The sequence below is a fragment of the Myroides odoratimimus genome (assembly GCF_038039805.1).
GTDB lineage: Bacteria > Bacteroidota > Bacteroidia > Flavobacteriales > Flavobacteriaceae > Flavobacterium > Flavobacterium odoratimimum_B.
The window spans coordinates 227,043-250,310 of record NZ_JBBPHK010000001.1 but is presented as its reverse complement, the minus strand read 5'-3'; the positions used below and the strand labels follow the sequence as shown (position 1 = coordinate 250,310).

Here is a 23,268-nt window from a genome sequence, read left to right as displayed (position 1 = left end):
TTTATTGTACTTTTGCACAAAATTTTAAGAACCATAAATATTCAAGAAGTTAAGGTATGGTGACTCTGAAGAAATCACTGAATTTATTAGCAGCTGTAATTTTTACAGCATCGTCGGTATTTTCGTACGCACAAAGTAATGCTCAGAAGCTTGAAGAATCTATTCAAGAAACAGAGCAGTCAATTGAAGAAACAATCGCTGCTGTAGAAGGTACAGAGCATGTAGAAGGTGAAAAAACACAAGCTGAAAAAGTGCAAGATCACATCACGCACCACTTAGCAGATGATTACTCTTTTATATTCTTCTCTGACGAGGCTACTGGTAAACACTATGGATTTCCATTACCAGTTATTTTAATAGACAATGGTCTTAAGGTATTTATGTCATCAGAATTTGACTACGGGAATAAAGTAGTTGAAAAAGATGGGCAACACTACAAGTTATATCACAGTAAGATATACAAAACTGATGCAGCTGGTACTATCGAGTACGATGCTGAGCATCATCCTACTAATGAGAAGCCATTAGATTTTTCTATCACTAAAAACGTGGCATCATTATTATTTACTACAGTATTAATCTTCCTTATGTTCTTAAGCTTAGCTAAGACATACAAAAAAGGACCGAACAACTTGCCAAAAGGTTTTGCAAGAGCTTTAGAACCAATGGTACTTTATGTTCGTGATGAAATGGCTATTCCAAATATCGGAAAAGATAAATATAAGAAGTTCATGCCATACTTACTGTCAGTATTCTTTTTAATTTTCTTATTGAACTTATTAGGATTGACACCACTAGGATTCAACGTTACAGGAAGTATTTCGGTAACTGCGTGTTTGGCAATCTTTACATTCATAATTACACAGTTCTCTGCTAACAAGGATTATTGGAAGCACATGTTCTGGATGCCAGGTGTACCAGCACCAATGAAATTAATGTTGGCACCTATCGAAGTATTAGGAGCATTAATTAAACCATTCTCATTGATGGTTCGTTTATTCGCTAACATTACAGCAGGTCACTCAGTAGTATTTGGTCTTATCGCTATTATTTTCGTGATGAAAGAAGCTTTAGGTACTGCAGGAGCTGTTGGGATAGGATTCTTCTTATCAACGTTCTTAGTTGTGTTAGAGATCTTAGTTGCGTTCTTACAAGCGTTCATCTTTACAATGTTATCTTCATTGTTTATCGGAATGGCTGTAGCGGAGCACGAACATGATGAGGCTCATCATTAATAGAATTAAATTAGAATAAAAATAAAATTTGTTTAATTAATATAAATCAATCACTATGACATTACCAAACATTATTGGTGCAGGTTTAATCGTAATCGGAGCTGGTTACGGATTAGGAAAAATCGGATCTTCTGCAATGGACGCTATCGCTCGTCAACCAGAAGCTGCTGGAAAAATCCAAACTGCAATGATCATTATTGGAGCTTTATTGGAAGGTTTAGCATTCGGTGCTTTAATCTTAGGTAAATAATCCAAGACAAGTAAAAGAGTTTATCTGTAACGGTTGGTTGCAGATAAACTTCTTAATTAAACAACATAGGTATTAAAAAGTATAATTTTAGATAATGGATAAATTAATTAACGATTTCGGTTTTGGATTATTTTTCTGGCAGTTCATCATTTTATTGGTGATTGTATTCATCCTAGGAAAATTTGCATGGAAACCAATTGTAAATGCTTTAGAGGCTCGTGAAGAGGGTATCGCTGATGCATTAGCAGCTGCTGAAAATGCTAAAAGAGAAATGGCTAATTTAAAAGCTGATAACGAGAAATTATTAGCAGAAGCTCGTGCTGAGCGTGATGCTTTAATTAAAGAAGCTCGTGAGATTAAAGAAAAAATGTTAGCTGACGCTAAAACTGAAGGTGAAGCTGTAGGAGCAAAAATGATTGCTCAAGCAAAAGCTGCTATCGAAAGTGAAAGAGCGAGTGCTATCGTTGAGTTAAAAACTCAAGTTTCTTCTATTTCTATTGAAATTGCTGAGAAATTATTAAAAGAACAATTAGCTAACACTGAAGCTCAATCTAAATTGGTTGAGAAGATGTTAGACGAAGTTAAATTAAACTAATAAAAGGATCATTATGGTAAGCACTAGAGCAGCTGCAAGATATGCAAAAGCAATGCTAGAAGTTTCTGGTCAAAAAGGAAATGCTGAGGCTATTAATAGCGATATGATCTTGATCTCTGAATCAGTATCTCAAAGTGAAGACTTAAAAGTGTTTTTAACTAATCCTATCGTGAGTGGTGAGATTAAATTAAATGCTTTGTTAGAAGTATTCGCTAATGTTGATCAAAGTACTAAAGAATTGTTTAAAGTGCTTAAAGCGAACAATAGATTTGAAATCTTAGGTGTAATCGCTTTACAGTTTCAAGAGCAATACGAAGCTTTGAAAGGTATAGAGAGAGTTGTAGTTACTACGGCTGTTCCGATGGATGCCGCTTTAGAGAGTAAAGTTTTATCTAAAGTTCAAAGTTTAGCTCCTGGAAAACAAATTGTTATTTCAAATCTAGTAGATGCTTCTATCTTAGGAGGATTTATCTTGAAAATGGGAGATAAACAGTACAATGCTTCAATAGCGAATCAATTACAAGTTTTAAAAAGAGAATTAACTAATTAAAAAATCACCGCACGAATGTTCGTGTATAAACATAGATAAAAATGGCGGAAATTAAACCAGCTGAAATATCAGCGATTTTAAAGAAACAATTATCTGGATTTAGCTCAGAGGCTTCTTTAGAAGAAGTAGGAACAGTACTTGAAGTAGGAGATGGTGTTGCTCGTGTATACGGGTTGACAAATGCTGAATACGGAGAGCTAGTTGTATTCGAGAATGGACTAGAGGCAATGGTGCAGAACCTTGAAGAGGATAATGTAGGTATTGTATTGTTAGGAGCTCCTACTGGTGTTAAAGAAGGATCTACAGTAAAAAGAACAGGTCGTATCGCTTCACTTAAAGTAGGTGAGAAAATGGTAGGACGTGTTGTTAATACATTAGGTCTTCCAATCGATGGTAAAGGTGCTATCGAAGGTGATTTATATGAGATGCCATTAGAGCGTAAAGCTCCTGGGGTAATCTACCGTCAACCAGTAACTGAGCCGTTACAAACAGGTATTAAATCTGTTGATGCCATGATTCCAATCGGACGTGGACAACGTGAGTTAGTAATTGGTGACCGTCAAACAGGAAAAACAACTGTTTGTATCGATACTATCTTAAATCAAAAAGAATTTTACGATGCTGGGCAACCAGTATATTGTATATATGTAGCTATTGGACAAAAAGCTTCTACTGTAGCAGGTATTGCTAAAACTTTAGAAGATAAAGGTGCAATGGACTATACTATTATCGTAGCTGCTAATGCTTCGGATCCTGCTCCAATGCAAGTTTATGCTGCAATGGCAGGTGCTGCTATCGGAGAGTACTTCCGTGATACAGGACGTCCTGCATTAATTATCTATGATGATTTATCTAAACAAGCGGTAGCTTACCGTGAGATGTCATTAATCTTACGTCGTCCACCAGGTCGTGAAGCTTACCCTGGAGACGTGTTCTACCTTCACTCAAGATTATTAGAGCGTGCTGCTCGTATTATCGGTGATGATGAAATCGCTAAGAACATGAATGATTTACCAGAGTCTATCAGACCATTCGTTAAAGGTGGTGGTTCATTAACTGCTTTACCTATTATCGAAACTCAAGCTGGTGACGTTTCTGCTTATATCCCAACTAACGTAATTTCGATTACTGATGGACAGATATTCTTAGAATCTGATTTATTTAACTCAGGTGTTCGTCCAGCTATTAACGTAGGTATTTCTGTATCTCGTGTTGGAGGTTCTGCTCAGATTAAATCAATGAAGAAAGTAGCTGGTACTTTAAAACTTGATCAAGCTCAATACCGTGAGTTAGAGGCTTTCGCTAAGTTTGGTTCTGATTTAGATGCTGCTACAATGAACGTTATCTCTAAAGGACAACGTAACGTTGAGATCTTAAAGCAAGCTGTTAACGATCCATATACTGTAGAAGATCAGGTAGCTATTATCTATGCAGGTTCTAAAAACCTTCTTAGAAGCGTACCAGTTTCTAAAGTAAAAGAGTTCGAAAAGGATTATTTAGATGCTTTAAACTCTCGTCATAGAGATGTATTAGATCAATTAAAAGCTGGTAAATTCACTGATGAAATTACTGGTGTACTTGAGAAAGTAGCTAAAGAAATTTCTGCAAAATATTAAGAAATAATGTTTGTCTACAAGTGATATCATGTCACTTGTAGATAAATTTATATACAATTTACAATGGCAAACCTTAAAGAAATACGTAATAGGATTTCATCAATCGGATCGACAATGCAGATTACTTCTGCTATGAAGATGGTATCTGCAGCTAAGCTTAAAAAAGCTACTGATACTATTATGGCTATGCGTCCATATTCAGAAAAGTTGACTGAGTTGATTCAAAATGTTAGCGCAACTTTAGAAGGTGATAATTCAGGAGTATATTCTCAAACTAGAGAGATTAAAAATGTTCTTCTTGTGGTTATTACTTCAAACAGAGGTTTGTGTGGTGGTTTTAACGCGAATATTATCAAACAGATTAATACGCTTAAAGCTACTCAATATAAAGACGTTAATGTTGATTTATTGACAATTGGTAAAAAAGGTCACGATATATTACGTAAATCTTTTACTGTAATTGAGAACAAAAGTGATTTGTTTGATCATGTAGATTTTGCAAATTGTGCTGTTATAGCTGAACAAATGATGGAAGCTTTCGTTGAAGAGAAGTATGATTCAATTCAGATCGTTTACAATCAGTTCAAAAATGCTGCTACACAAGATGTAGTAACAGAGCAGTTTTTACCATTGTTACCTGTTGAAACTAGTGAGAATGCTAGTTCTGACTATATTTATGAGCCTTCTAAAGAAGAGATTATTAATACATTAATTCCTCTTTCTTTAAAAACTCAATTATTAAAAGCTGTTGCAGACTCTGTAGCTTCTGAACATGGAGCTCGTATGACTGCGATGCACAAAGCAACTGATAATGCTAAGGACTTACGTGATGAATTAACGTTAAGTTACAACAAAGCTCGTCAAGCTGCTATTACAAATGAAATTCTAGAAATTGTTGGTGGTGCTGAGGCATTAAACAACTAATCTGAATATTATACTTTTAAAAAAGGGATACTCGTCTGAGTATCCCTTTTTTTGTGCTATTAATTGATTTAAGGAGCTTTTTGCTATAAGATGTCTGTTTGTTTGTCGATGGATGTAAAGTTGCTTAAAAAGCTTTTAATGTAGTTAGTTAGTTAGTTAGCTGTAATAAAAAAGCCGCTTAAGATGTCTTAAACGGCTTTATACTTATATCAAGTAATCTTATTTTAATTCTCTAATTAGATAGATGTATACAGGGAAGTGGTCACTAAAACCAGGTTCTCCATTTGTATTTCTAAGAGGATAACCTTTGTACTGTCCTGTTGGTTGAACCATAAATGGTTTTTTATAGATTCTTGCTTTCCAGTACGCCCATGATGAATAATCATCTCTAACGTAAGGTTCACTAATTATCATTTGGTCAAAAACGTCCCATGCATCACGGTAAGCCAATGTCCCTAATCCATCTTTTGACATTTTTTCCATAGGATTAAAAAGACCTTGTGGAGTAAGTTCAGATTTTTTACCAGCTGTTTTAAGTACCTTTTTCATACTGTTATTGTATGGACCGTCGTTCATATCTCCCATAGTGATTACTTTCGCATTTGGGTTGATAGTGTATAATGAATCGATGATCTTTTTGTTTAATGCAGCAGCAGCTTCACGTAATGGGCTACTTCTTTTTTCTCCACCTACTCTAGAAGGCCAGTGATTTACGATAAAATGTACTTCTTCTCCATCTAATAACCCTGTTACCAACAGTTGATCACGAGTATAAATACGAGTACCTTTTTCTCCTGTATGTCTGTCTACTTTATTCATATCGTAGATATAAAGAGGATGTGGAGTCGCATTAGTTACAGAAAAGTGCTTTTTCTGATATAGTAATCCTACATCGATACCACGTTTGTCAGGAGAATCAAAATGAGCTATACCATAATCTCCAGCAGCAAGTTGTGGGTCGCGTACTAAGTCTTCTAGAACAGCTCTATTTTCAACTTCGGCTACACCAATTATTGCAGGCATTTTTGGGTTTTCATCAGTACCAATCTGAGACATCACTTTCGCAAGATTGTGGATTTTCTTTTGGTACTTTTTAGATGTCCAAGCTTGTGCTCCAGTAGGAGTCCACTCTTCATCGTAGATCTTTGGATCTCTAATTGTATCAAACAAGTTTTCGCAGTTGTAGAACGCAATTGTTTGAATCTCATACTTTTTCTCTTGTGCTTGAGCTCCCATTGTGATAAGAGCAAACAACAAAAAGATTCTTTGAAGTTTGATGTGCATGACTAGGTTAATTTAAGTAAAGAATTGTCTTATTTCTTTGACAAAAATAGCTAATATTATTATAATAACATACCTTTGTATTAGAAATAACCTTACGGTATTTCTTAACATAGCACTTTAATCATTTTTAATTTATGAAGAAACTTTTATTTAGTTTATTCTTTGTGTTACAGGTAGTTATATCTTATGCACAAGGAGTTCAGGAAATTAAAGGGAAAGTAGTGGATGGTACCACTCAGATGCCAATGAATGCGGTATCTGTAAAAGTACAGGCTACTAATGTTTCCTCTTTAACAGACAATGAAGGGAGATTCACTTTAGAAAATGTTAAAACGGGTAACCATGATGTTGTAATCTCTTATGTGGGATATGTAACAAAGCGTTTACCTGTAGAGGTAGGTGATGGTATCATCGATCTTGGTACAATTTCTTTAGACGAGGATTTCGCTTCTATTGCAAATTTAGGGCTTATTACACTTACGGAGAATGACCTAAGTGATGATGACTCTAGTAATGACACTTCATCGGGTTTATTACAAGCTACAAAAGATCCTTTCCAACAAGCAGCTGCTTATAACTGGGGATCGGCATTCTTTAGAGTGAGAGGGCTTGATAATGAGTACGGTAAAACCATGATCAATGGAGTGGTGATGAACAAAGTACAAGATGGTCGTCCACAATGGGGGAACTGGGGAGGTCTAAATGACGCTACTCGTAATCAAGTTTTTTCTTCAGGATCTACACCATCTGATTTTAACTTTGGAGGGATTTTAGGTACTCAAAACATTTCTACGAGAGCATCTCAAATCAGAAAAGGCGCTAAAGCAGGTTTCTCAGGTTCTAATACGAACTATACTTGGAGACCTTATGCGATCTATTCTTCAGGACTAAATAAGAATGGATGGGCATTTGCTTTATCGGCTTCTTATAGAGGAGCTAAAGAAGGATATTTTGATGGTACTAATTATGACGCTTTATCTTTATTTGCTGCTGTTGAAAAGAAATTCAATGATAATCATAGTTTGAACTTTACAGCTATTTATGCACAGAATAAGAGAGGAAAAAACTCTCCTATTACTGAAGAACAAGCAAGTTTAAAGGATTTTAAATATAACTCTTATTGGGGATGGCAAAATGGAGATAAGAGAAACTCTCGTTATAAAGATGTTTCTGAACCAATCTTCCAGTTAACACACTATTGGAAGATTGATGAGTCTAATACTTTGACAAGTACTGCCTCTTATCAATTTGGACATATTGCTAATAGTCGTTTAGGTTATGTAGATGGTATAAATCCAGATCCAACGTACTACAAAAAAATGCCTAGTTACTTCTTGAATAAAATAGACCCTTATTATTGGTCTATGTCTCAAGAAGATTTTAATAATCTACCAGATAGTGAGTTCAAAAGTGATACTCAAGCATTGTTAGATCAAGCTAAATATGTGAGAGAAGATTTTCAGAATAATGGACAAATTAATTGGGATGATATCTACACTATTAATAAAGCTAATGGTGGAGCTAGTAAGATTATGCAATATGAAGATAGACAAGATGATAAAACATTTTCTTTTAATACTAATTTAAAATCTGTTTTATCTGATAAAGTAACTTTAGACGCTGGATTTAATTACAGAAGAGTTCACTCTTTATATTATAAAAAAGCTGTTGATTTATTAGGAGGAGATTACTATATGGATCTTGATACATATCAAGATGCTGGTAAACAAGATAGTGATTTAAATAATCCTAATCGCAAAATTACGACAGGTGATAAATTTGGGTATAATTACGCAATTGACTCTAATGTTATTGACGTGTTTACACAGTTTAACTTTGATTATGATAAGTTTGATTTTTATGTAGCACAAAAAATAGGATATACTTCTTATGAGAGAGATGGAAAGTATAAAAATGCTGTGTATGAAAATAATTCTTATGGAAAAAGTGGCTTAGTTGATTTTAATAACTTTGGATTTAAAGGAGGAGCTGTTTATCATTTAACAGGTCGTCATGCGTTCAGTGTAAATGCTGCATATTATAATCAAGCACCTTCAGTAAGAAATACTTTTGCTAATGCAAGATTAAATAATTTGGTAACTAAAGATTTAACGAATGAAGATGTGTTTAGTATCGATGGTAGTTATATCGTTAGAACACCAAAATTAAAAGCTAGAGTTTCGGGATATTTATCTGAAATCAAAAATAGTACACAGATTAACTTCTATTATGCAGATGGTGTTGGTATCGTGGACGACAATGGAGACTTCTTGTCTAGTACAGGAGGTGCATTTGTATCAGAGATCTTAACTGGTGTAAATAAGCGTAATATCGGAGTAGAAGTAGGTGCAGAGTATCAGTTAACACAAACATTAAAAGCTACTGCAGCTGCAACTATTGGTCAGTCTATCTATACTAACAATCCTAACTTACGTCTAAACTCTGATAATGTAGCTAAAACGTTTGATTACGGAACAGCTTATATGAAAGATTATAGAACTGGTAATGGGCCTCAGACAGCATTATCTTTAGGTTTAGAATATAGAGACCCAGCTTACTGGTGGGTAGGAGCGAACATAAACTACATGGATCATGCTTACACTAATATTTCTGGACTAAGAAGGACTGAGAACTTCGTAAAAGACCCTGCTACGGGACAACCTTTTAGTAATTTAACAGAAGATAAACTTAGATCTGTTTTAAAACAAGAACAATTAGCTGATTTTACTGTTGTAAATCTTACAGGAGGAAAATCTTGGAGATTGCCAAATAGAAATATTATTGGTTTTTTCGCTAGCGTAAATAACTTGTTTAACAAACAATATAAAACAGGAGGATTCGAACAAGCAAGAAATGCTAACTACGAACGTGAGATGTTAAACACTCAAAGTGGGACAAACACTTTTGCCAATAAATATTGGTATGCATATGGACGTAATTTCTTTGTAAATGTTTATTACAACTTCTAAAAAACTTTTCAAGATGAAGACAATTTTTAAATCATTATTATACTTTTCATTCGCAGGACTTATCCTTACAGGGTGTGCGAAGAATGATGACTTCTCAGTTCCACCAGTGAACTGTAATGAACCTAATATTGCAGCTAATCAAACGATAGATGGGTTATACTCTACTGTTAAAGAAGATAGTAAAGTGGTTGCTCAATATACTAAAGACGAAACTATCTCTGGTATCGTTGTCTCTAGTGACCAAGGTGGTAACTTTCACCAACAACTTTATATTGTTGATGAAAATACACAAACTCCTGTTACTTTAAAGGTGGATATTAAAGGAGCATTTGCCCTTTATCCTGTTGGATCTAAAGTGTTTGTTAAGCTTAATGGAACTTATATTCATAATAGCTACGGAATGATCACTATTGGAGGAGGGATTTATACTTCTGGTAGTGGTAATAAATATGCTGATGTTATTACAGGTTCTAAATTAAGAAATACATTATACAGATCTTGCAATGTTATTACAGGTGATGAGTTTGATAAATACATCAATGTTGTAACGTTAGAGCAACTTCAAAGTGATAAAACTTTAATAGGAAAATTAATCCGAGTTAATGAAGTTCAGTTTGATAGATCAGTAGTGGGTAAGACTTATTATGATAAAGATGATAAAGAAAGTAATGATGCACAAGGTCAGACATTGAGAAAAATGGTTGACAAGAAAGGGAACTCATTAGTTGTTAGAACGGGACAGTATTCTAATGCGATTAAAGATCAAATTATTCCTGAAGAAAGTGGTTCTATTACGGGTATCGTTAGTGAATTCCAAGGGACACTTCAATTCTATCCTAGAACTATGGAAGATATGAAATTGGATCAAGATCCTTTTGAAGAAGGTACTAGTGAACCAGGGGTGCAAGAAGAGATTAAGTTCTTTGGTAACCATGTGTTTAAAGGAGCAGATTTCGAAAACTGGGATCTATTTAAAGCAATAACAAGTGCTTTTCCACTGCCTGATTATGTTGTTCCTGTAAGTGATAATTATTCAGGAGTATCTGGTAAACAGTCTTTACATATTAATGGGTCAGTTGATAAGAATAGCCCAATTTTCACAATGTCTAATGTACCAAGTCACAAAGGGGCAACAAAGTTATCATTCATTATGAAAGGTAGCTCTAAAAAGACTATTTCTATTGAAATTATTAAAAAGGATGGGAAAACAGAAGCTTATAATGTTATAAACTTTACTGATCCTACAGATAATAAGTATGGTGCCCCAGCTACTACATTAAGCAAAAGCTTAACTATTGAAAAAGCTGTTGAGAAAATGAATAATGGTAATGGAAGTAATGCTTATATGATAAAAGGTGGAACTCATGCCATCGATACAAAAGGTACTTGGGTAAAAGTAACTTTAAATATTGCAGGTGTTGAGTATAATGATACAGGAAAAGGAGACTTTATGCGTGTACGTATTGGTAATACTGATGCATATGATTTGAAGATAGATGAAATGCGCTTTGAGGATGGTACACCTGGTGAAGGTGGTGGAGAAACGCCAAAACCTGATGAAGAAGAAGGAATTGATAGAAATGAGCCTAATACTGTAGCTAATTTTAGTAAATGGGATGGATTTATTGGTTCCCTAAACAAGTACAAGTTATTACCTGCGTTAGGATCAGAAAGTAAAACAGGAAAAGACGGTAAAGCAGCTTTACAGATAAAAGGAACTCATTCTAAAAATGATTATCTATTTACGATAGAGAATCAGACTGTAAAAAAAGATGCTAAGAAAATAGTTATGTATGTTAAAGGTACAACAGCTAAATCATTGTCTTTTAATGTTTTCCGAGAGGACGATGATGATAAAGGAAATAAGAGATATGATGCATTTAATATTAGAACTGATGCTCAGATTGATTCTAAACCTACAACAGTTGTTGCTTTAACTAGTAGTATTGTTCTTAAGAAAACCACTAGAATGCAAACTAATGATAAATTGAACGGAAATAATGATTATACGAATACAACAATCGATACAAAAGGAGATTGGATTAAAATAACATTAGATATATCTGATGTTAATTATAATAAAACAGGTAAAGGAAGTTTATTCGCTATAAAAGTTGGTTCTAAAGCTGATTATAATATTTTAGTTTCAGATATCGTTTTCGAATAATCTTTATTCAATATAATAACTTAAAAAGCTCGGCATAGCCGAGCTTTTTTTATGTTCTTTACTTAGGTATGCCCTAGAATTATTGTTTTAGAATAGGTCTAAAACATCTTATTGATGATCTCTTGTCCATAGACTAAAGATACTTCTTCTACGAAAGATTGGAAGCTAAAACTAGCCTCTTCATTTGCGTTATCAGAGATTGTACGTATCACAATAAACGGTACTCCAAACTCAAAACAAACCTGTGCTACTGCGGCCCCTTCCATTTCTACACATAATACTTCTGGCAATTGTGACTGAAGATTGTTTTTTTGTTCAGACGTAGAGAAGAACTGATCTCCACTAGCTATTGTCCCATAATGAACAGTAGGTTTAGTAATATTAAATTTGGCTAATTCTGAAGGTGTGATTAGTTGGTGTAGATTCTCTAGTCCAAACATATTCTCTATATGGTTACAAGTCTCTTTTGACCAATCTGTATCAGTATCAAAATAGGATTTGCTTAATAGAGGTATTTCAAATTTTGGTCTTAGAGGAGAAGCATCCATATCATACTGTACTAAATTCTTTGCTACGACTACATCACCTACTTTTACATTAGGATGAATGCCTCCAGCAACACCAATAAAAGCAATTCGATCTACTTTAAACTCTAATAAAAGTGTCGCCACAGTAGCAGCTGCAGCTACTTTACCTATTCGAGAGTAGACTACTACTACTTTTTGGTCATGGATATAACCTTCATAGTAAGTTCGATTACCTATTTTTCTTTCAGATCTATCTCTTAGTTGAGTGATAATTCCATTTACTTCTTGTGGAATGGCTCCTAATATACCTATTGTATTTGTTGAGTGCATAAGTTTCGTGCTATTTTGAGTAACCAAAAATACAAAAATTATATCCAACCTATTTTTGATAGTTATTGTAGCGGTGTACTTACTTGCCGTATAAATGTAGAATCCGTGTAACATTCTTGCTAACGGCAGGTTTTTTAGTAAGAATTCGAATATAATTGTTCTCGAATTATGTCTTGATATAAGTATATTAACTTTTATAAAGAGTTATTAAAAGAATGTTTTAATGATAATATAATCATGCTTAGTTGTATTTCTTTTTATATCTTGTCAATTCGCATATGTAAAAACACCTATTTTTATAACAAAATAGTATAAAAATATAAGATGAAATAAGGGGTTATAGTAGGCTGTAGTCTATTTTAAATAAGATAATTAACGGAATGGGGATGTGAAAAAGTTGTAGAATAAAAAAATATTTAAGAGAGATGTAAAAATAGTATCTTTACAGCGAGTAAATAAATGCAATAATTCCCGTAAGGGATTCAATATATAAAAATTATTAGATGGCTTGTACAAATTGTTCAACAGAAAAAGATAGTAGTGGACTCCCGAAGGGATGCCAGAATAAGGGAACGTGCGGAACAGACGGCTGTAATAAATTAGCAGTTTTTGATTGGTTGTCAAATATGGTTTATCCTAATGGCACCGAGATATATGATATAGTAGAGGTTCGTTTTAAGAATGGTAGAAAAGATTTTTATCGCTACCCAAAAGAGATTGCAATTTCTATGGGAGATATTGTAGCTACAGAATCTTCACCAGGGCATGATATTGGTATTGTGTCATTGGTAGGGGAGTTAGTAAAGGTACAGATGAAAAAGAAAAAAGCTGATCCAAATGGAGAGGTTTTAAAAATCTATCGCAAGGCAACTCAAAAAGATATTGATATATGGCAAGAGGCACGTAATAGAGAAGAAACTGTAAAAGTTAGAGCTCGTGAGATAGCTATAGCTTTAAAATTAGAGATGAAAATCTCTGATGTAGAGTTTCAAGGTGATGCTTCTAAGGCGACTTTTTATTACACAGCTAGTGAGCGTGTGGATTTCCGACAATTAATTAAGGATTTTGCACGAGAGTTTAGTATCCGTATTGAAATGAAGCAGGTAGGATTTAGACAAGAGGCTGCTCGATTAGGTGGAGTTGGTTCTTGTGGACGTGAATTATGTTGCTCTACTTGGCTAACAGACTTTAGAAGTGTAAATACATCTGCAGCACGTTATCAACAGTTATCACTTAATCCGCAGAAGTTAGCAGGGCAGTGTGGTAAGCTAAAGTGTTGTTTGAACTTTGAATTAGATACTTATTTAGAAGCATTGAAAGATATGCCTGATTCTGATACAAAGCTAATGACGGTAAAAGGATTAGCAATATGTCAGAAGATAGATATATTTAAAGGGCAAATGTGGTTTGCTTATATTAATAATTCTGCGAACTGGTATGTATTATCTACCGAGATGGTGAAAGAGATTCTTGCTTTGAATAGAAAAGATCAAAAAGGACAAGAACTAGAGAGCTATATGCTAGAAGTAGAATGTGAGGAGATAGACTTTAACAATGCGTCTGAACAAGATAGTGTTACTCGTTTTGACCAGCCAAAACGTAAGAAAAAACCTTCTAGAAATAACAAGAAGAAGGATGGACAGGCTAGAGAGGGACAAGAAGCACAGGCTCCGAATACATCTCGTGAGAAAACACTTAGTGGGGAAGCTCGTAATAATAAGCAACCTAAACAAGGTGAAAGAGAGCCTAGAGATAAGCAACAACCTCGTAATAGAAACAAGAATAGAGCAGAGGGGAATAAGGAGAGAGAAGGTGCAAATCTAGAGAAACAGAATACAGGAGAGCAAAAAAATATTCGTAAAGAGGCAAAAGGAGGAACTAGAGAGCAGAAAAGTCCTAGAGAACCTAGAAATGAAAATAAGGGGCCACGAGAAGGTAAACCTCATTTTAAGGAAAAGAAGAAACCTGTAGAAGGAACTAATGAAGGAGGTACTGATGGTGAAGGTACTGCTAAGGCAAAACAACATCATAAAGGAAACCGCCCGAATAGAAATAAACGATTTAAAAAAGATAATAATAGTGACAATTCTAATGCAGAGAATTAGTAGTTATTTATTGGTATTGAGCACTGTGTTGTTTTCAGTTGTGTCTTGTCAAAGAGATACGAATATGGTCTTTGACCAATATCAGAAGACTTCAGGTGTCTGGGATAGAACAGATGCAAAAACATTTGTGTATGACGTATATGATACTGTACAGCGTCATAATCTTTATTTGAATATAAGAGTAAATAAAAGTTATCCTTACAGTAATTTATTTGTAATCTTTAAAATGCATCAACCTAATTTAGATGTAGTAATTGACACTTTACAGTTTCAAATGGCCAATCCTGATGGGACATTATTAGGGAATGGTTTTTCTGATGTAAAAGAGAGTAAATTAGAATTGAAGGAAGGATTTGCTTTTCCTGCTAAGGGAAGCTATAAGTTTACCATAGAGCAGGTTGTTCGCGAATTAGGAGAGGTAGAAGGGGTTAATTCTTTAGAAGGAGTATCAGAGGTAGGCTTTCGTATAGAAAAACAATAATAGAGTATTAGATTTATAAGTATTATAGACTTTATGAGTTCAAGTAAAAACAAAAAAGGAGATAAGAAACAACCAAAGAGTTTGGGTGGATATTTAAAAATGTTTTGGATTCTGTTCTTAGGAATGGTTGCTGCGGTTATTTTCTTTTTCTTATGTGCATCTTGGGGAGTTTTTGGACAGATGCCAACCTTCGATGAATTAGAGAACCCAGCTAGTAATGTAGCGACAGAGATTATCTCATCAGATGGTAAAACGATAGGTAAGTTTTATTTAGAAAACCGTGTACCTGTTAAGTATGAAGATTTACCAGAGTATTTAGTTAATGCTCTAATAGCGACAGAAGATGAACGTTTTAAGGATCATTCTGGTATAGATGCCCGTGGGACACTTAGAGCTATTACTTCTGTAGGAAGTAGTGGTGGGGCTAGTACTATTACACAGCAGTTAGCTAAATTATTGTTTCATGGAGAGGGCTCTAGAAGTTTACCTAAGCGTATTACTCAGAAGGCAAAAGAATGGGTTATCGCTGTAAAACTAGAGAGACAGTATACAAAAGAAGAGATTCTTACGATGTATCTAAATAAAGCTGATTTTGTAAATAATGCTGTAGGTATCCGCTCTGCTACTCGTATTTATATGGGTAAAGAACCTAAAGATCTTACTATAGATGAGGCAGCTATGTTTGTGGGGATGTTACAGAATCCTGCTTATTTTAACCCTGTTCGTAGACCAGAGTTAGTACATAAGAGACGTAATGTAGTATTGCATCAAATGGCTCGTAATGGCTTTATTTCTAAAGAAGAAAGTATAAGATTACAAGAGTTGCCATTGGCATTAAACTTCACTCCCGAAAGTCATAGAGAAGGTATCGCTACTTATTTCCGTGAGTATTTACGTGATTATATGCGTCGTTGGGTAAAAGAGAATCCTAAAAAAGATGGTACTACCTATGATATATATCGAGATGGATTAAAGATATATGTATCTATAGACTCTCGTATGCAGAAGTATGGTGAAGAAGCTGTAGAAGCACATATTGCTAACTTACAAGAAGAGTTCTTTATAGATCAGAAGAATAATAAAATGGCTCCATTTTATAAAATTAATCAACAAGAGGTTGATAATATTATGATGAGAGCAATGAAGACTTCAGAGCGTTGGAGACAGATGAAGGAACAAGGGAAATCTGAAAGTGATATCATCAAATCATTTGATGTGAAAACAGAGATGAGAATCTTCTCTTGGAAAGGAGAGAGAGATACTGTGATGACTCCTAAGGACTCTATCCGTTACTATAAGCATTTCTTACAAGCGGGTATGATGGCAATGGAGCCTCAGACAGGACATATTAAAGCATGGGTAGGTGGTATAAATTATAAACACTTCCAGTATGACCACGTAGGGCAAGGAGCGAGACAAGTAGGTTCTACATTTAAACCATTTGTATATGCTACTGCTATAGAGCAATTGCATTATTCTCCATGTGACTCTATAATAGATTCACCATTTACTATGCCTAAAGGTAGATATGGCATCTCTAGAGACTGGAGTCCTCAGAACTCGAATCGTTCTTATAGAGGTATTATGACATTAAAACAAGCTTTAGCAGGATCTGTAAATACTATAACTGCTAAGCTAATGGATAAAGTAGGGCCTAAGGCTGTTGTGAATATGTGTAGAGATTTAGGTATCTCAGGAGATATTCCACAAAGTCCTGCGATTGCATTAGGGGCTGTTGATATTACTGTTAGTGATATGGTTGCTGCTTATAGTACATTTGCGAATCAAGGTATTTATGTGAAGCCTATCTTTATTACACGTATAGCTGATAAGAATGGAGTTATTTTATTCAATGCTATACCTGAGACGAAGGATGTAGTGAGTAAGGATGTAGCTTATGCTATTATTAAGTTGTTAGAAGGAGTTACTGAGTCAGGATCAGGGGTAAGACTACGTACTACTTGGCAAGGTGCAGGTTATAAACGAGTAACAGGTCACCCTTATAAGTTTACTAATCCTATTGCAGGTAAAACAGGAACGAGTCAGAACAATAGTGACGGTTGGTTTATCGGTATGGTACCGAATTTAGCAACGGGAGTATGGGTTGGTAATGATGATAGAGCAGCTCACTTTAGAACGATGACTTATGGACAAGGAGCAACATTAGCATTGCCTATTTGGGGTATATTCATGAATAAGTGTTATGCTGATAAGAATTTAGAGGTAGCTAAGTCAGGTTTCCCTGTACCAGAACACCTTTCTATACGAGTAGATTGTACGAAAATTGTTCAACCAGAAACAGATGATGTTTCTGAAGGGGCTTTAGACACAGAAGAATTTGATTTTTAATAATAGAAACGCCTTTTTTTAAAGGCGTTTTTTTTTGTATTTTAGGAACATATTACTAAACCAAATATTATGATCAATAAAAAGGTAGCTAATGTTCAAGAAGCTTTAGCAGATATACAGAATGACATGACTATCATGTTAGGAGGATTTGGCCTTTGTGGTATTCCAGAGAATAGCATAGCCGAATTGGTAAAGAAGAACGTAAGTGGTCTAACGTGTATTTCTAATAATGCAGGTGTAGATAATTTCGGCTTAGGATTGTTATTGCAGAAGCGTCAGATAAAAAAGATGATCTCTTCTTATGTAGGAGAGAATGCAGAGTTTGAGCGTCAGATGCTATCTGGAGAGTTAGAAGTAGAGCTTACTCCACAAGGTACCTTAGCAGAGAAGTGTAGAGCTGCTCAGATGGGTATTCCTGGTTTTTATACTCCAGCAGGTTATGGCACTGAGGTAGCAGAGGGTAAAGAGGTAAGAGAGTTTAAAGGTAAGCCACATATATTAGAATTAGCTTTCGACGCTGATTTTGCCATTGTAAAAGCATGGAAAGGTGATGAAGCAGGTAATCTAGTTTTTAAAGGAACAGCACGTAATTTTAATGCTTGTATGGCAGGAGCAGCTAAGATAACTGTAGCAGAAGTAGAAGAATTAGTTCCAGCAGGACAATTAGATCCGAATGAAATACATGTACCAGGGATATTCGTTAAGCGTATTTTCCAAGGAGAACAGTATGAGAAGAGAATTGAGCAACGCACAGTTCGTTCAAAGAATTAATCACCTTTTAAACTTAAGTTATGTTAGATAAAGTAGGAATTGCAAAACGTATAGCAAAAGAAGTTAAGGATGGCTTCTATGTAAATTTAGGAATAGGTATACCGACATTAGTAGCAAACTATGTACCTGAAGGTATGAATGTAGAGTTTCAGAGTGAGAACGGTATATTAGGTATGGGGCCTTTTCCGTATGAGGGAGAAGAGGATCCAGATTTAATCAATGCGGGTAAGCAAACAATTACAAGTTTGCCAGGGGCATCTTTTTTTGATTCAGCTACTAGCTTTGGGATGATACGTGGACAACATGTAGACTTGACTATTCTAGGTGCTATGGAAGTATCAGAGCAAGGAGACATTGCGAACTGGAAGATTCCTGGTAAGATGGTAAAAGGTATGGGGGGAGCTATGGATCTAGTAGCTTCTGCCGAGAATATAATTGTGGCAATGATGCACGTGAATAAGGCTGGAGAGTCTAAGATATTAAAAGAATGTACATTACCCTTAACAGGAGTGAAGTGTGTGAAAAAGATAGTAACAGAATTAGCTGTTATGGAAGTAACAGATCAAGGTATTAAACTGTTAGAGAGAGCACCAGGAGTGTCTGTAGAAGACATTATAAAGGCTACTGAGGTTACTTTAATCATTGAGGGAGATATTCCTGAAATGACATTATAAAAATTCAATAGAAGAGCTCTTAGAGCTCTTTTTTTATTTTAGCTTCTTTATTTCTGAATGTTTATATGCTGATTAAGTCTGTAATTGTTTATTTTTATATAAAAAATGCACATGAATAAGTTTGTCCAATTCCCTTTGTATCTAAAGATAACCTGTGTTTTACTTAGCTTGGTTGTATTTAGTTATATCGCTATTTTGCTTGAGAACATATTTGTACCAATGTTTTTAGGTGTATTGGTAGCTTCTTTATTAGTTCCTTTTAGTGAGTTTTTAGAGAGGAAATTTAGGTCTTCTCGTGCTATTGCATCTATAGTAGTTGTAGTCTTAGCTTTGCTTGTTTTGAGTGGTGTTCTATTGTTGATAGGAATGCAATTAACACATTTACAAGATGATTGGCCAGCATTCCAACAGCAGTTGCTAGCTGGAGTCTCTAGTATTCAAGAATGGATATATACTAAATTTGGTATCGCTAAGGAGAATCAAATGAATTACTTAGAATCAGCTGCATCTAATTCCCTAAAGACAGGTACAGATATATTAGGAGCTGCTATGAGTTCTTTGTCTACTTTATTGATGTTTCTTGTATTTACGTTCTTATATTCTGTGTTCCTATTGATCTATAGGGGGCATTTGGTACGCTTTGTATTAATGTTATTTCATAGTGACCATAAGGATAAAGTGTTAGATACGATACATGCTATTCAGAATATGGTGAAGAAGTATTTAGTAGGGCTGATGTTACAGATGATGATTGTTACCACATTAGCATTTATCGCGTTTTTAGTACTAGATATTAAGTATTCATTTATGCTAGCATTGATTACGGGGGTACTGAATGTATTACCTTATATCGGTATTCTAATAGCTTTAATTATTACTATTCTAGTCACATTTGCATCTGCTTCTGGAGCCAAGGTATTATTTGTATTAATTGCCTTTGTAGTTATCCATGCTATTGATGGTAATATTGTGATGCCGAGAATAGTTGGATCTAAAGTTAAAGTCAATTCCTTAGCCGTGATAGTAGGGCTTATTTTAGGAGAGATGGCATGGGGTATATCTGGGATGTTATTAGCTATACCTACTTTAGCAATTATCAAGATTATATGTGATCGTGTAGATAGTTTAAGACCTTGGGGTTATTTACTGGGAGAAGAAACTTATCCTGAGAAGATTAGTATAGAAGAAGAAAATAAAGAATAAGTATAAAAGTAAAGAGGTTAGCCATTGGCTAACCTCTTTTATATTAAGCTATCTATTTCTTAGACTTATAAACAAAGAAAGGAACTTTTAAGCGTTTAGCTAAGTGCTGTGTAACGCTCTTAGATAAGATATTCTCTATAAAAGTTTTATTTCTTTTGATTGTTGCTACCATATCTACAGGTTCGTGTTCTATAAAGTCAAGTAGTGTCTTTTCTATATTTTCTGCATTGAAGATATGGAAACTTACAGGAGCATCTTTATACTTCTCTTTCCATTTATTATAAACTTCTTCACATGAGATACATCCTTTTGATTTAACATGTACTATTTTTAAATGTGCTTTATTAGTTTTGACACCTTGAATAATATCATCCAATGTAGCTTCTTCTTCCTCTTCAAAGCGTGAAGTAAAGATGATATTGTTTAGATCTCTAAAACGAGCTTCTTTAGGTATGCTTAGTACAGGGATATCTACTTTAGTAATCGTATTTATCGTATTAGAGCCTAATAACTTCTTGTGAAAACTGGCATTAGCACCATCAGTACCCATTACTAGAAAATCAATATGATTTTCTTCAATAGCATTCAGTATTTCAGGAATAAGCAATCCCTCTTTTACTTTAAAGAATACAGGCACGTGTTCTAAGTTTAGTTCAGCTCTCATGTCTATAAGAGCAGGACTATTAGCATGTAATTGCTCTAGTTTCTCGAAGTCATTTTTCTTAATGACGTTTTCTACTAGATGTGGACTAATCCCTCCTGATATGATAGGCGGATCATAAACATGTAATACATAGAGCTCGGCTTCTCTATAGTTAGCTAACTGCAATGCGTATTTAAAAGCATTGTTTGCAGTCTCTGAATAATCTGTCGGGAATAATATCTTTTTCATAATAGAAGACTTTCTTGTAGCATACAAGGTACTAAAAAAAACGATGATAAATTATTTTTACATCAATAGAGTTTATGATACAATTCTATTGATTAACTTGAAATATCTAGGATATATCTTTGAATAATTATTCTTTTTTTACCTAAAATTTATATGATAAATCAGTGGTTATAGCTATCTTATTTCCACTAATTTTTTTGTAAAAATCGCTATTATTCTCTCCTAGTGGAGGTAAAGTCAGACTGTGTTTAGTCGCCTCTTGTGTGTAATAATCTAGTCTGTTTTTATATTTAGGAGATACGATATTGTAGATGTGCTTACCTGTGAATCCCTTTTCTATAATAGCAGTAGATAACGTGATGATATCATTAAGGTGAATCATATTGATAGGTAACTCAGGGTTCTCTAATATATTTCTCCTAATGATATAGTCTATAGGTTTTCTTTCTTCACTGAATAAGCCTCCTAGGCGTAGGATACAAGTGTTTATACCTTCTTCATTTAATAGAACATCTTCAGCTTCTCTAATTTGTACTGCTGTAGGTTCATTTGAGAATAGTTGATTGTCTTCTGTAATCTCTTCCCTTTGTGGTGCATATACAGACACAGAACTCATCATGATGACATTCTTGATATTGTGTTTGCGAATATAAGGAAGGAGTTTTTTAAAGTTCTCAGCATACGTTGGTTGAGGCTCATCTCTAATAGGAGGGATAGTAATGATAAGAAGTTCAGCATTGCCAATGAATGAATCTAAAAACTGAACATTATCTTCATATAGATTGATATGATAAGGCTTGATTTGATGTTCCTCTAAGATATTCATTTTAGCTAGAGTTGTCGTCGAGCCCTTGACGTGATAGCCTTTTTCTATTAAATTTTCGGCTAATGGTGTACCTAACCATCCACTGCCGAGTATGCTTATATGTTTCATATTAAGTGGTGTAATTTTTAAAATAGTTATAAAAATAAGAATTTACTTTGTAAGGATAAATTTATCTACGGATATTTGGTCGAGAAAAACAAAACAACATGAAGAAAATACTATTCCCCCTATTAACTTTCGGGTTGTGTTTGACAATGTCTAGCACTGTTTCTGCTCAAGAAGTACAAAAACAAATCGTAGTAGAAAATCGAGTAAACGATAGTAAACAAGTTGATAAGCCTTATGTTATCTTAATCTCTATCGATGGTTTCCGTTACGATTATATTGAGAAGTTTGGAACTAAGTTTTTAGAGAAGTTTGGAAAAGAAGGTGTGAGAGCAGAGTCTATGCAACCATCTTATCCATCAGTTACTTTCCCTAACCATTATACGATAGCAACAGGACTTTATCCTTCGCACCATGGTTTAGTTGGGAACAATATGTATGACCCAAAGATAGAAGAGAGATACTCACTTAGAAATGCTAAAGCAGTACACGATCCAGCTTGGTATGGAGGTACACCATTATGGGTATTAGCAGAACAACAAGGAATGTTGAGTGCATGTTACTATTGGCCAGGCTCAGAAGCACCTATTAAAGGAACTTTACCATCATATTACTATGCTTACTCTGAGAAGTTTGACATGGATGGACGTATTAATGAAGTAGTGAATTGGTTGACATTACCAGAAGAGAAAAGACCTCACTTCATTACCTTCTATTTACCAGAAGTAGATCATGCAGGTCATGGATTCGGACCAGATGCAGAAGAGACAAAAGAAGCAGTTCATTATGCTGACCAATCTATAGAGAAACTTGTAACAGCAGTAGATAAGCTAAACTTACCTGTGAACTATGTGATTGTCTCTGATCACGGAATGCTAGCACTTGACCAAGAAACGTTATTGAGCTTTCCTTTAAAGTTAAAAGGAGATGAGATGAAACTAGCGAGTAATGGTACTTATATAAGCGCTTTTATCAATGATAAGACTCAGATAGACAAGTACTATAAGAAGATTAAAAAAGCGAGTAACCCTAAGCACATGAAAGTGTATAAGGCTGAAGATCTACCTAAAGAGTTTCATTTTAGCAAAGAGCATGATCGTTTTGGTAGAATAGGAGATATCGTTGTGACAGCAGAAGCTCCATACTATTTTACTAACAGAAAATTAGCAGGTAGTCACGGTTTTGATCCTATTGCTGTGAAAGAAATGCACGCTATATTCTTAGCTAAAGGACCACAGTTCCAATCAGGGAAGACGATAGGAACATTTGAGAACATTGATGTATATCCTGTTATCGCTAAAATACTTGGATTAGAGATTACAGAAGAAATAGATGGTACAGATAAAGTAGCTAAAGAAGTATTAGTAAAATAATCAGAATAATCTATTCTATTGAAATAAGAAAAGGCTTGTAGA

General features: G+C 34.6%; 19 protein-coding genes. 15 read left to right on the top strand and 4 right to left on the bottom strand.

Features of this window, described 5'->3' with window-relative positions; all coding sequences use genetic code 11:
- The first annotated feature begins 56 nt into the window (after positions 1 to 56).
- From atpB to atpG, 6 genes are all read left to right on the top strand, one after another.
- Complete coding sequence (atpB, locus tag AABL85_RS01110) at positions 57 to 1,235, top strand: F0F1 ATP synthase subunit A (RefSeq protein ID WP_006262511.1); 1,179 nt, start codon at positions 57 to 59, stop codon at positions 1,233 to 1,235.
- Between the two features lie 55 nt (positions 1,236 to 1,290).
- The gene (gene atpE / locus AABL85_RS01105; protein ID WP_006257837.1) at positions 1,291 to 1,485 is read left to right on the top strand and encodes an ATP synthase F0 subunit C; all 195 of its coding nucleotides are present in this window, start codon (positions 1,291 to 1,293) and stop codon (positions 1,483 to 1,485) included.
- Positions 1,486 to 1,579: 94 nt separating this feature from the next.
- Positions 1,580 to 2,080, top strand: a complete 501-nt coding sequence (locus tag AABL85_RS01100; RefSeq protein ID WP_131540418.1) for a F0F1 ATP synthase subunit B — start codon at positions 1,580 to 1,582, stop codon at positions 2,078 to 2,080.
- Positions 2,081 to 2,093: 13 nt separating this feature from the next.
- Positions 2,094 to 2,630, top strand: coding sequence for an ATP synthase F1 subunit delta (atpH, locus tag AABL85_RS01095; RefSeq protein ID WP_131540419.1), 537 nt, complete (start codon positions 2,094 to 2,096; stop codon positions 2,628 to 2,630).
- A gap of 41 nt (positions 2,631 to 2,671) precedes the next feature.
- Positions 2,672 to 4,246 carry a F0F1 ATP synthase subunit alpha gene (atpA, locus tag AABL85_RS01090; protein ID WP_131540420.1) on the top strand — a complete coding sequence of 525 codons (1,575 nt, stop codon included), beginning with the start codon at positions 2,672 to 2,674 and terminating at the stop codon, positions 4,244 to 4,246.
- A gap of 63 nt (positions 4,247 to 4,309) precedes the next feature.
- A complete protein-coding gene (gene atpG / locus AABL85_RS01085; protein WP_131540421.1) occupies positions 4,310 to 5,170 on the top strand; it encodes an ATP synthase F1 subunit gamma in 861 nt (286 codons plus the stop codon).
- Positions 5,171 to 5,389: 219 nt separating this feature from the next.
- Here the strand turns inward: atpG and AABL85_RS01080 are convergent, their stop codons facing one another.
- The gene (locus AABL85_RS01080) at positions 5,390 to 6,454 is read right to left on the bottom strand and encodes an endonuclease/exonuclease/phosphatase family protein (protein ID WP_131540422.1); all 1,065 of its coding nucleotides are present in this window, start codon (positions 6,452 to 6,454) and stop codon (positions 5,390 to 5,392) included.
- A gap of 134 nt (positions 6,455 to 6,588) precedes the next feature.
- On the opposite strand from AABL85_RS01080, the gene AABL85_RS01075 reads away from it, so the two are divergent.
- Together AABL85_RS01075 and AABL85_RS01070 are read left to right on the top strand one after the other, a co-directional pair.
- Positions 6,589 to 9,423: a TonB-dependent receptor gene (locus AABL85_RS01075; RefSeq protein WP_341308867.1), complete on the top strand. Its 2,835-nt coding sequence runs from the start codon at positions 6,589 to 6,591 to the stop codon at positions 9,421 to 9,423.
- Between the two features lie 13 nt (positions 9,424 to 9,436).
- Positions 9,437 to 11,590: a DUF5689 domain-containing protein gene (locus AABL85_RS01070; protein WP_341308866.1), complete on the top strand. Its 2,154-nt coding sequence runs from the start codon at positions 9,437 to 9,439 to the stop codon at positions 11,588 to 11,590.
- 98 nt (positions 11,591 to 11,688) lie between these two features.
- On the opposite strand, the gene AABL85_RS01065 is transcribed toward AABL85_RS01070, so the two are convergent.
- On the bottom strand, positions 11,689 to 12,447 hold the full coding sequence (locus AABL85_RS01065) for a 5'-methylthioadenosine/adenosylhomocysteine nucleosidase (protein ID WP_341308865.1): 759 nt from the start codon (positions 12,445 to 12,447) through the stop codon (positions 11,689 to 11,691).
- Positions 12,448 to 12,950: 503 nt separating this feature from the next.
- On the opposite strand from AABL85_RS01065, the gene ricT reads away from it, so the two are divergent.
- The 6 genes from ricT (at position 12,951) to AABL85_RS01035 (ending at position 20,030) form a co-directional block, all read left to right on the top strand.
- Complete coding sequence (gene ricT, locus AABL85_RS01060) at positions 12,951 to 14,552, top strand: regulatory iron-sulfur-containing complex subunit RicT (protein ID WP_341308864.1); 1,602 nt, start codon at positions 12,951 to 12,953, stop codon at positions 14,550 to 14,552.
- The gene (locus tag AABL85_RS01055; protein ID WP_341308863.1) at positions 14,539 to 15,033 is read left to right on the top strand and encodes a gliding motility lipoprotein GldH; all 495 of its coding nucleotides are present in this window, start codon (positions 14,539 to 14,541) and stop codon (positions 15,031 to 15,033) included. The genes ricT and AABL85_RS01055 overlap by 14 nt, the downstream gene beginning before the upstream one ends.
- Positions 15,034 to 15,066: 33 nt before the next feature.
- Complete coding sequence (locus tag AABL85_RS01050; protein ID WP_131540428.1) at positions 15,067 to 17,382, top strand: transglycosylase domain-containing protein; 2,316 nt, start codon at positions 15,067 to 15,069, stop codon at positions 17,380 to 17,382.
- Positions 17,383 to 17,451: 69 nt separating this feature from the next.
- Positions 17,452 to 18,153, top strand: a complete 702-nt coding sequence (locus AABL85_RS01045) for a CoA transferase subunit A (RefSeq protein ID WP_006257824.1) — start codon at positions 17,452 to 17,454, stop codon at positions 18,151 to 18,153.
- A 20-nt stretch (positions 18,154 to 18,173) separates the two neighbouring features.
- On the top strand, positions 18,174 to 18,827 hold the full coding sequence (locus AABL85_RS01040) for a CoA transferase subunit B (RefSeq protein ID WP_131540429.1): 654 nt from the start codon (positions 18,174 to 18,176) through the stop codon (positions 18,825 to 18,827).
- Positions 18,828 to 18,938: 111 nt separating this feature from the next.
- Positions 18,939 to 20,030 (top strand): AI-2E family transporter, encoded by a 1,092-nt coding sequence (locus AABL85_RS01035; protein ID WP_341308862.1) that lies wholly within the window; start codon positions 18,939 to 18,941, stop codon positions 20,028 to 20,030.
- Between the two features lie 52 nt (positions 20,031 to 20,082).
- Here the strand turns inward: AABL85_RS01035 and AABL85_RS01030 are convergent, their stop codons facing one another.
- Together AABL85_RS01030 and AABL85_RS01025 are read right to left on the bottom strand one after the other, a co-directional pair.
- Positions 20,083 to 20,922, bottom strand: coding sequence for a universal stress protein (locus AABL85_RS01030; protein ID WP_341308861.1), 840 nt, complete (start codon positions 20,920 to 20,922; stop codon positions 20,083 to 20,085).
- A gap of 142 nt (positions 20,923 to 21,064) precedes the next feature.
- Entirely contained in the window at positions 21,065 to 21,856 is a 792-nt protein-coding gene (locus AABL85_RS01025; RefSeq protein WP_341308860.1) for an NAD-dependent epimerase/dehydratase family protein, read from the bottom strand.
- Positions 21,857 to 21,954: 98 nt separating this feature from the next.
- On the opposite strand from AABL85_RS01025, the gene AABL85_RS01020 reads away from it, so the two are divergent.
- Positions 21,955 to 23,226, top strand: coding sequence for an ectonucleotide pyrophosphatase/phosphodiesterase (locus tag AABL85_RS01020; protein ID WP_341308859.1), 1,272 nt, complete (start codon positions 21,955 to 21,957; stop codon positions 23,224 to 23,226).
- Positions 23,227 to 23,268 lie beyond the last annotated feature (42 nt).

Excerpts from the sequence above, each read along its gene's own strand:
- AABL85_RS01045 (WP_006257824.1), top strand. The coding sequence starts at position 17,452 with ATGATCAATAAAAAGGTAGCTAATGTTCAAGAAGCTTTAGCAGATATA.
- AABL85_RS01065 (WP_341308865.1), bottom strand. The coding sequence starts at position 12,447 with ATGCACTCAACAAATACAATAGGTATATTAGGAGCCATTCCACAAGAA.
- atpE (WP_006257837.1), top strand. The coding sequence starts at position 1,291 with ATGACATTACCAAACATTATTGGTGCAGGTTTAATCGTAATCGGAGCT.
- AABL85_RS01030 (WP_341308861.1), bottom strand. The coding sequence starts at position 20,922 with ATGAAAAAGATATTATTCCCGACAGATTATTCAGAGACTGCAAACAAT.
- AABL85_RS01020 (WP_341308859.1), top strand. The coding sequence starts at position 21,955 with ATGAAGAAAATACTATTCCCCCTATTAACTTTCGGGTTGTGTTTGACA.
- AABL85_RS01055 (WP_341308863.1), top strand. The coding sequence starts at position 14,539 with ATGCAGAGAATTAGTAGTTATTTATTGGTATTGAGCACTGTGTTGTTT.
- AABL85_RS01025 (WP_341308860.1), bottom strand. The coding sequence starts at position 21,856 with ATGAAACATATAAGCATACTCGGCAGTGGATGGTTAGGTACACCATTA.
- AABL85_RS01100 (WP_131540418.1), top strand. The coding sequence starts at position 1,580 with ATGGATAAATTAATTAACGATTTCGGTTTTGGATTATTTTTCTGGCAG.
- atpH (WP_131540419.1), top strand. The coding sequence starts at position 2,094 with ATGGTAAGCACTAGAGCAGCTGCAAGATATGCAAAAGCAATGCTAGAA.
- AABL85_RS01080 (WP_131540422.1), bottom strand. The coding sequence starts at position 6,454 with ATGCACATCAAACTTCAAAGAATCTTTTTGTTGTTTGCTCTTATCACA.
- AABL85_RS01075 (WP_341308867.1), top strand. The coding sequence starts at position 6,589 with ATGAAGAAACTTTTATTTAGTTTATTCTTTGTGTTACAGGTAGTTATA.
- AABL85_RS01035 (WP_341308862.1), top strand. The coding sequence starts at position 18,939 with ATGAATAAGTTTGTCCAATTCCCTTTGTATCTAAAGATAACCTGTGTT.
- atpA (WP_131540420.1), top strand. The coding sequence starts at position 2,672 with ATGGCGGAAATTAAACCAGCTGAAATATCAGCGATTTTAAAGAAACAA.
- AABL85_RS01050 (WP_131540428.1), top strand. The coding sequence starts at position 15,067 with ATGAGTTCAAGTAAAAACAAAAAAGGAGATAAGAAACAACCAAAGAGT.
- AABL85_RS01070 (WP_341308866.1), top strand. The coding sequence starts at position 9,437 with ATGAAGACAATTTTTAAATCATTATTATACTTTTCATTCGCAGGACTT.
- AABL85_RS01040 (WP_131540429.1), top strand. The coding sequence starts at position 18,174 with ATGTTAGATAAAGTAGGAATTGCAAAACGTATAGCAAAAGAAGTTAAG.
- ricT (WP_341308864.1), top strand. The coding sequence starts at position 12,951 with ATGGCTTGTACAAATTGTTCAACAGAAAAAGATAGTAGTGGACTCCCG.
- atpB (WP_006262511.1), top strand. The coding sequence starts at position 57 with ATGGTGACTCTGAAGAAATCACTGAATTTATTAGCAGCTGTAATTTTT.
- atpG (WP_131540421.1), top strand. The coding sequence starts at position 4,310 with ATGGCAAACCTTAAAGAAATACGTAATAGGATTTCATCAATCGGATCG.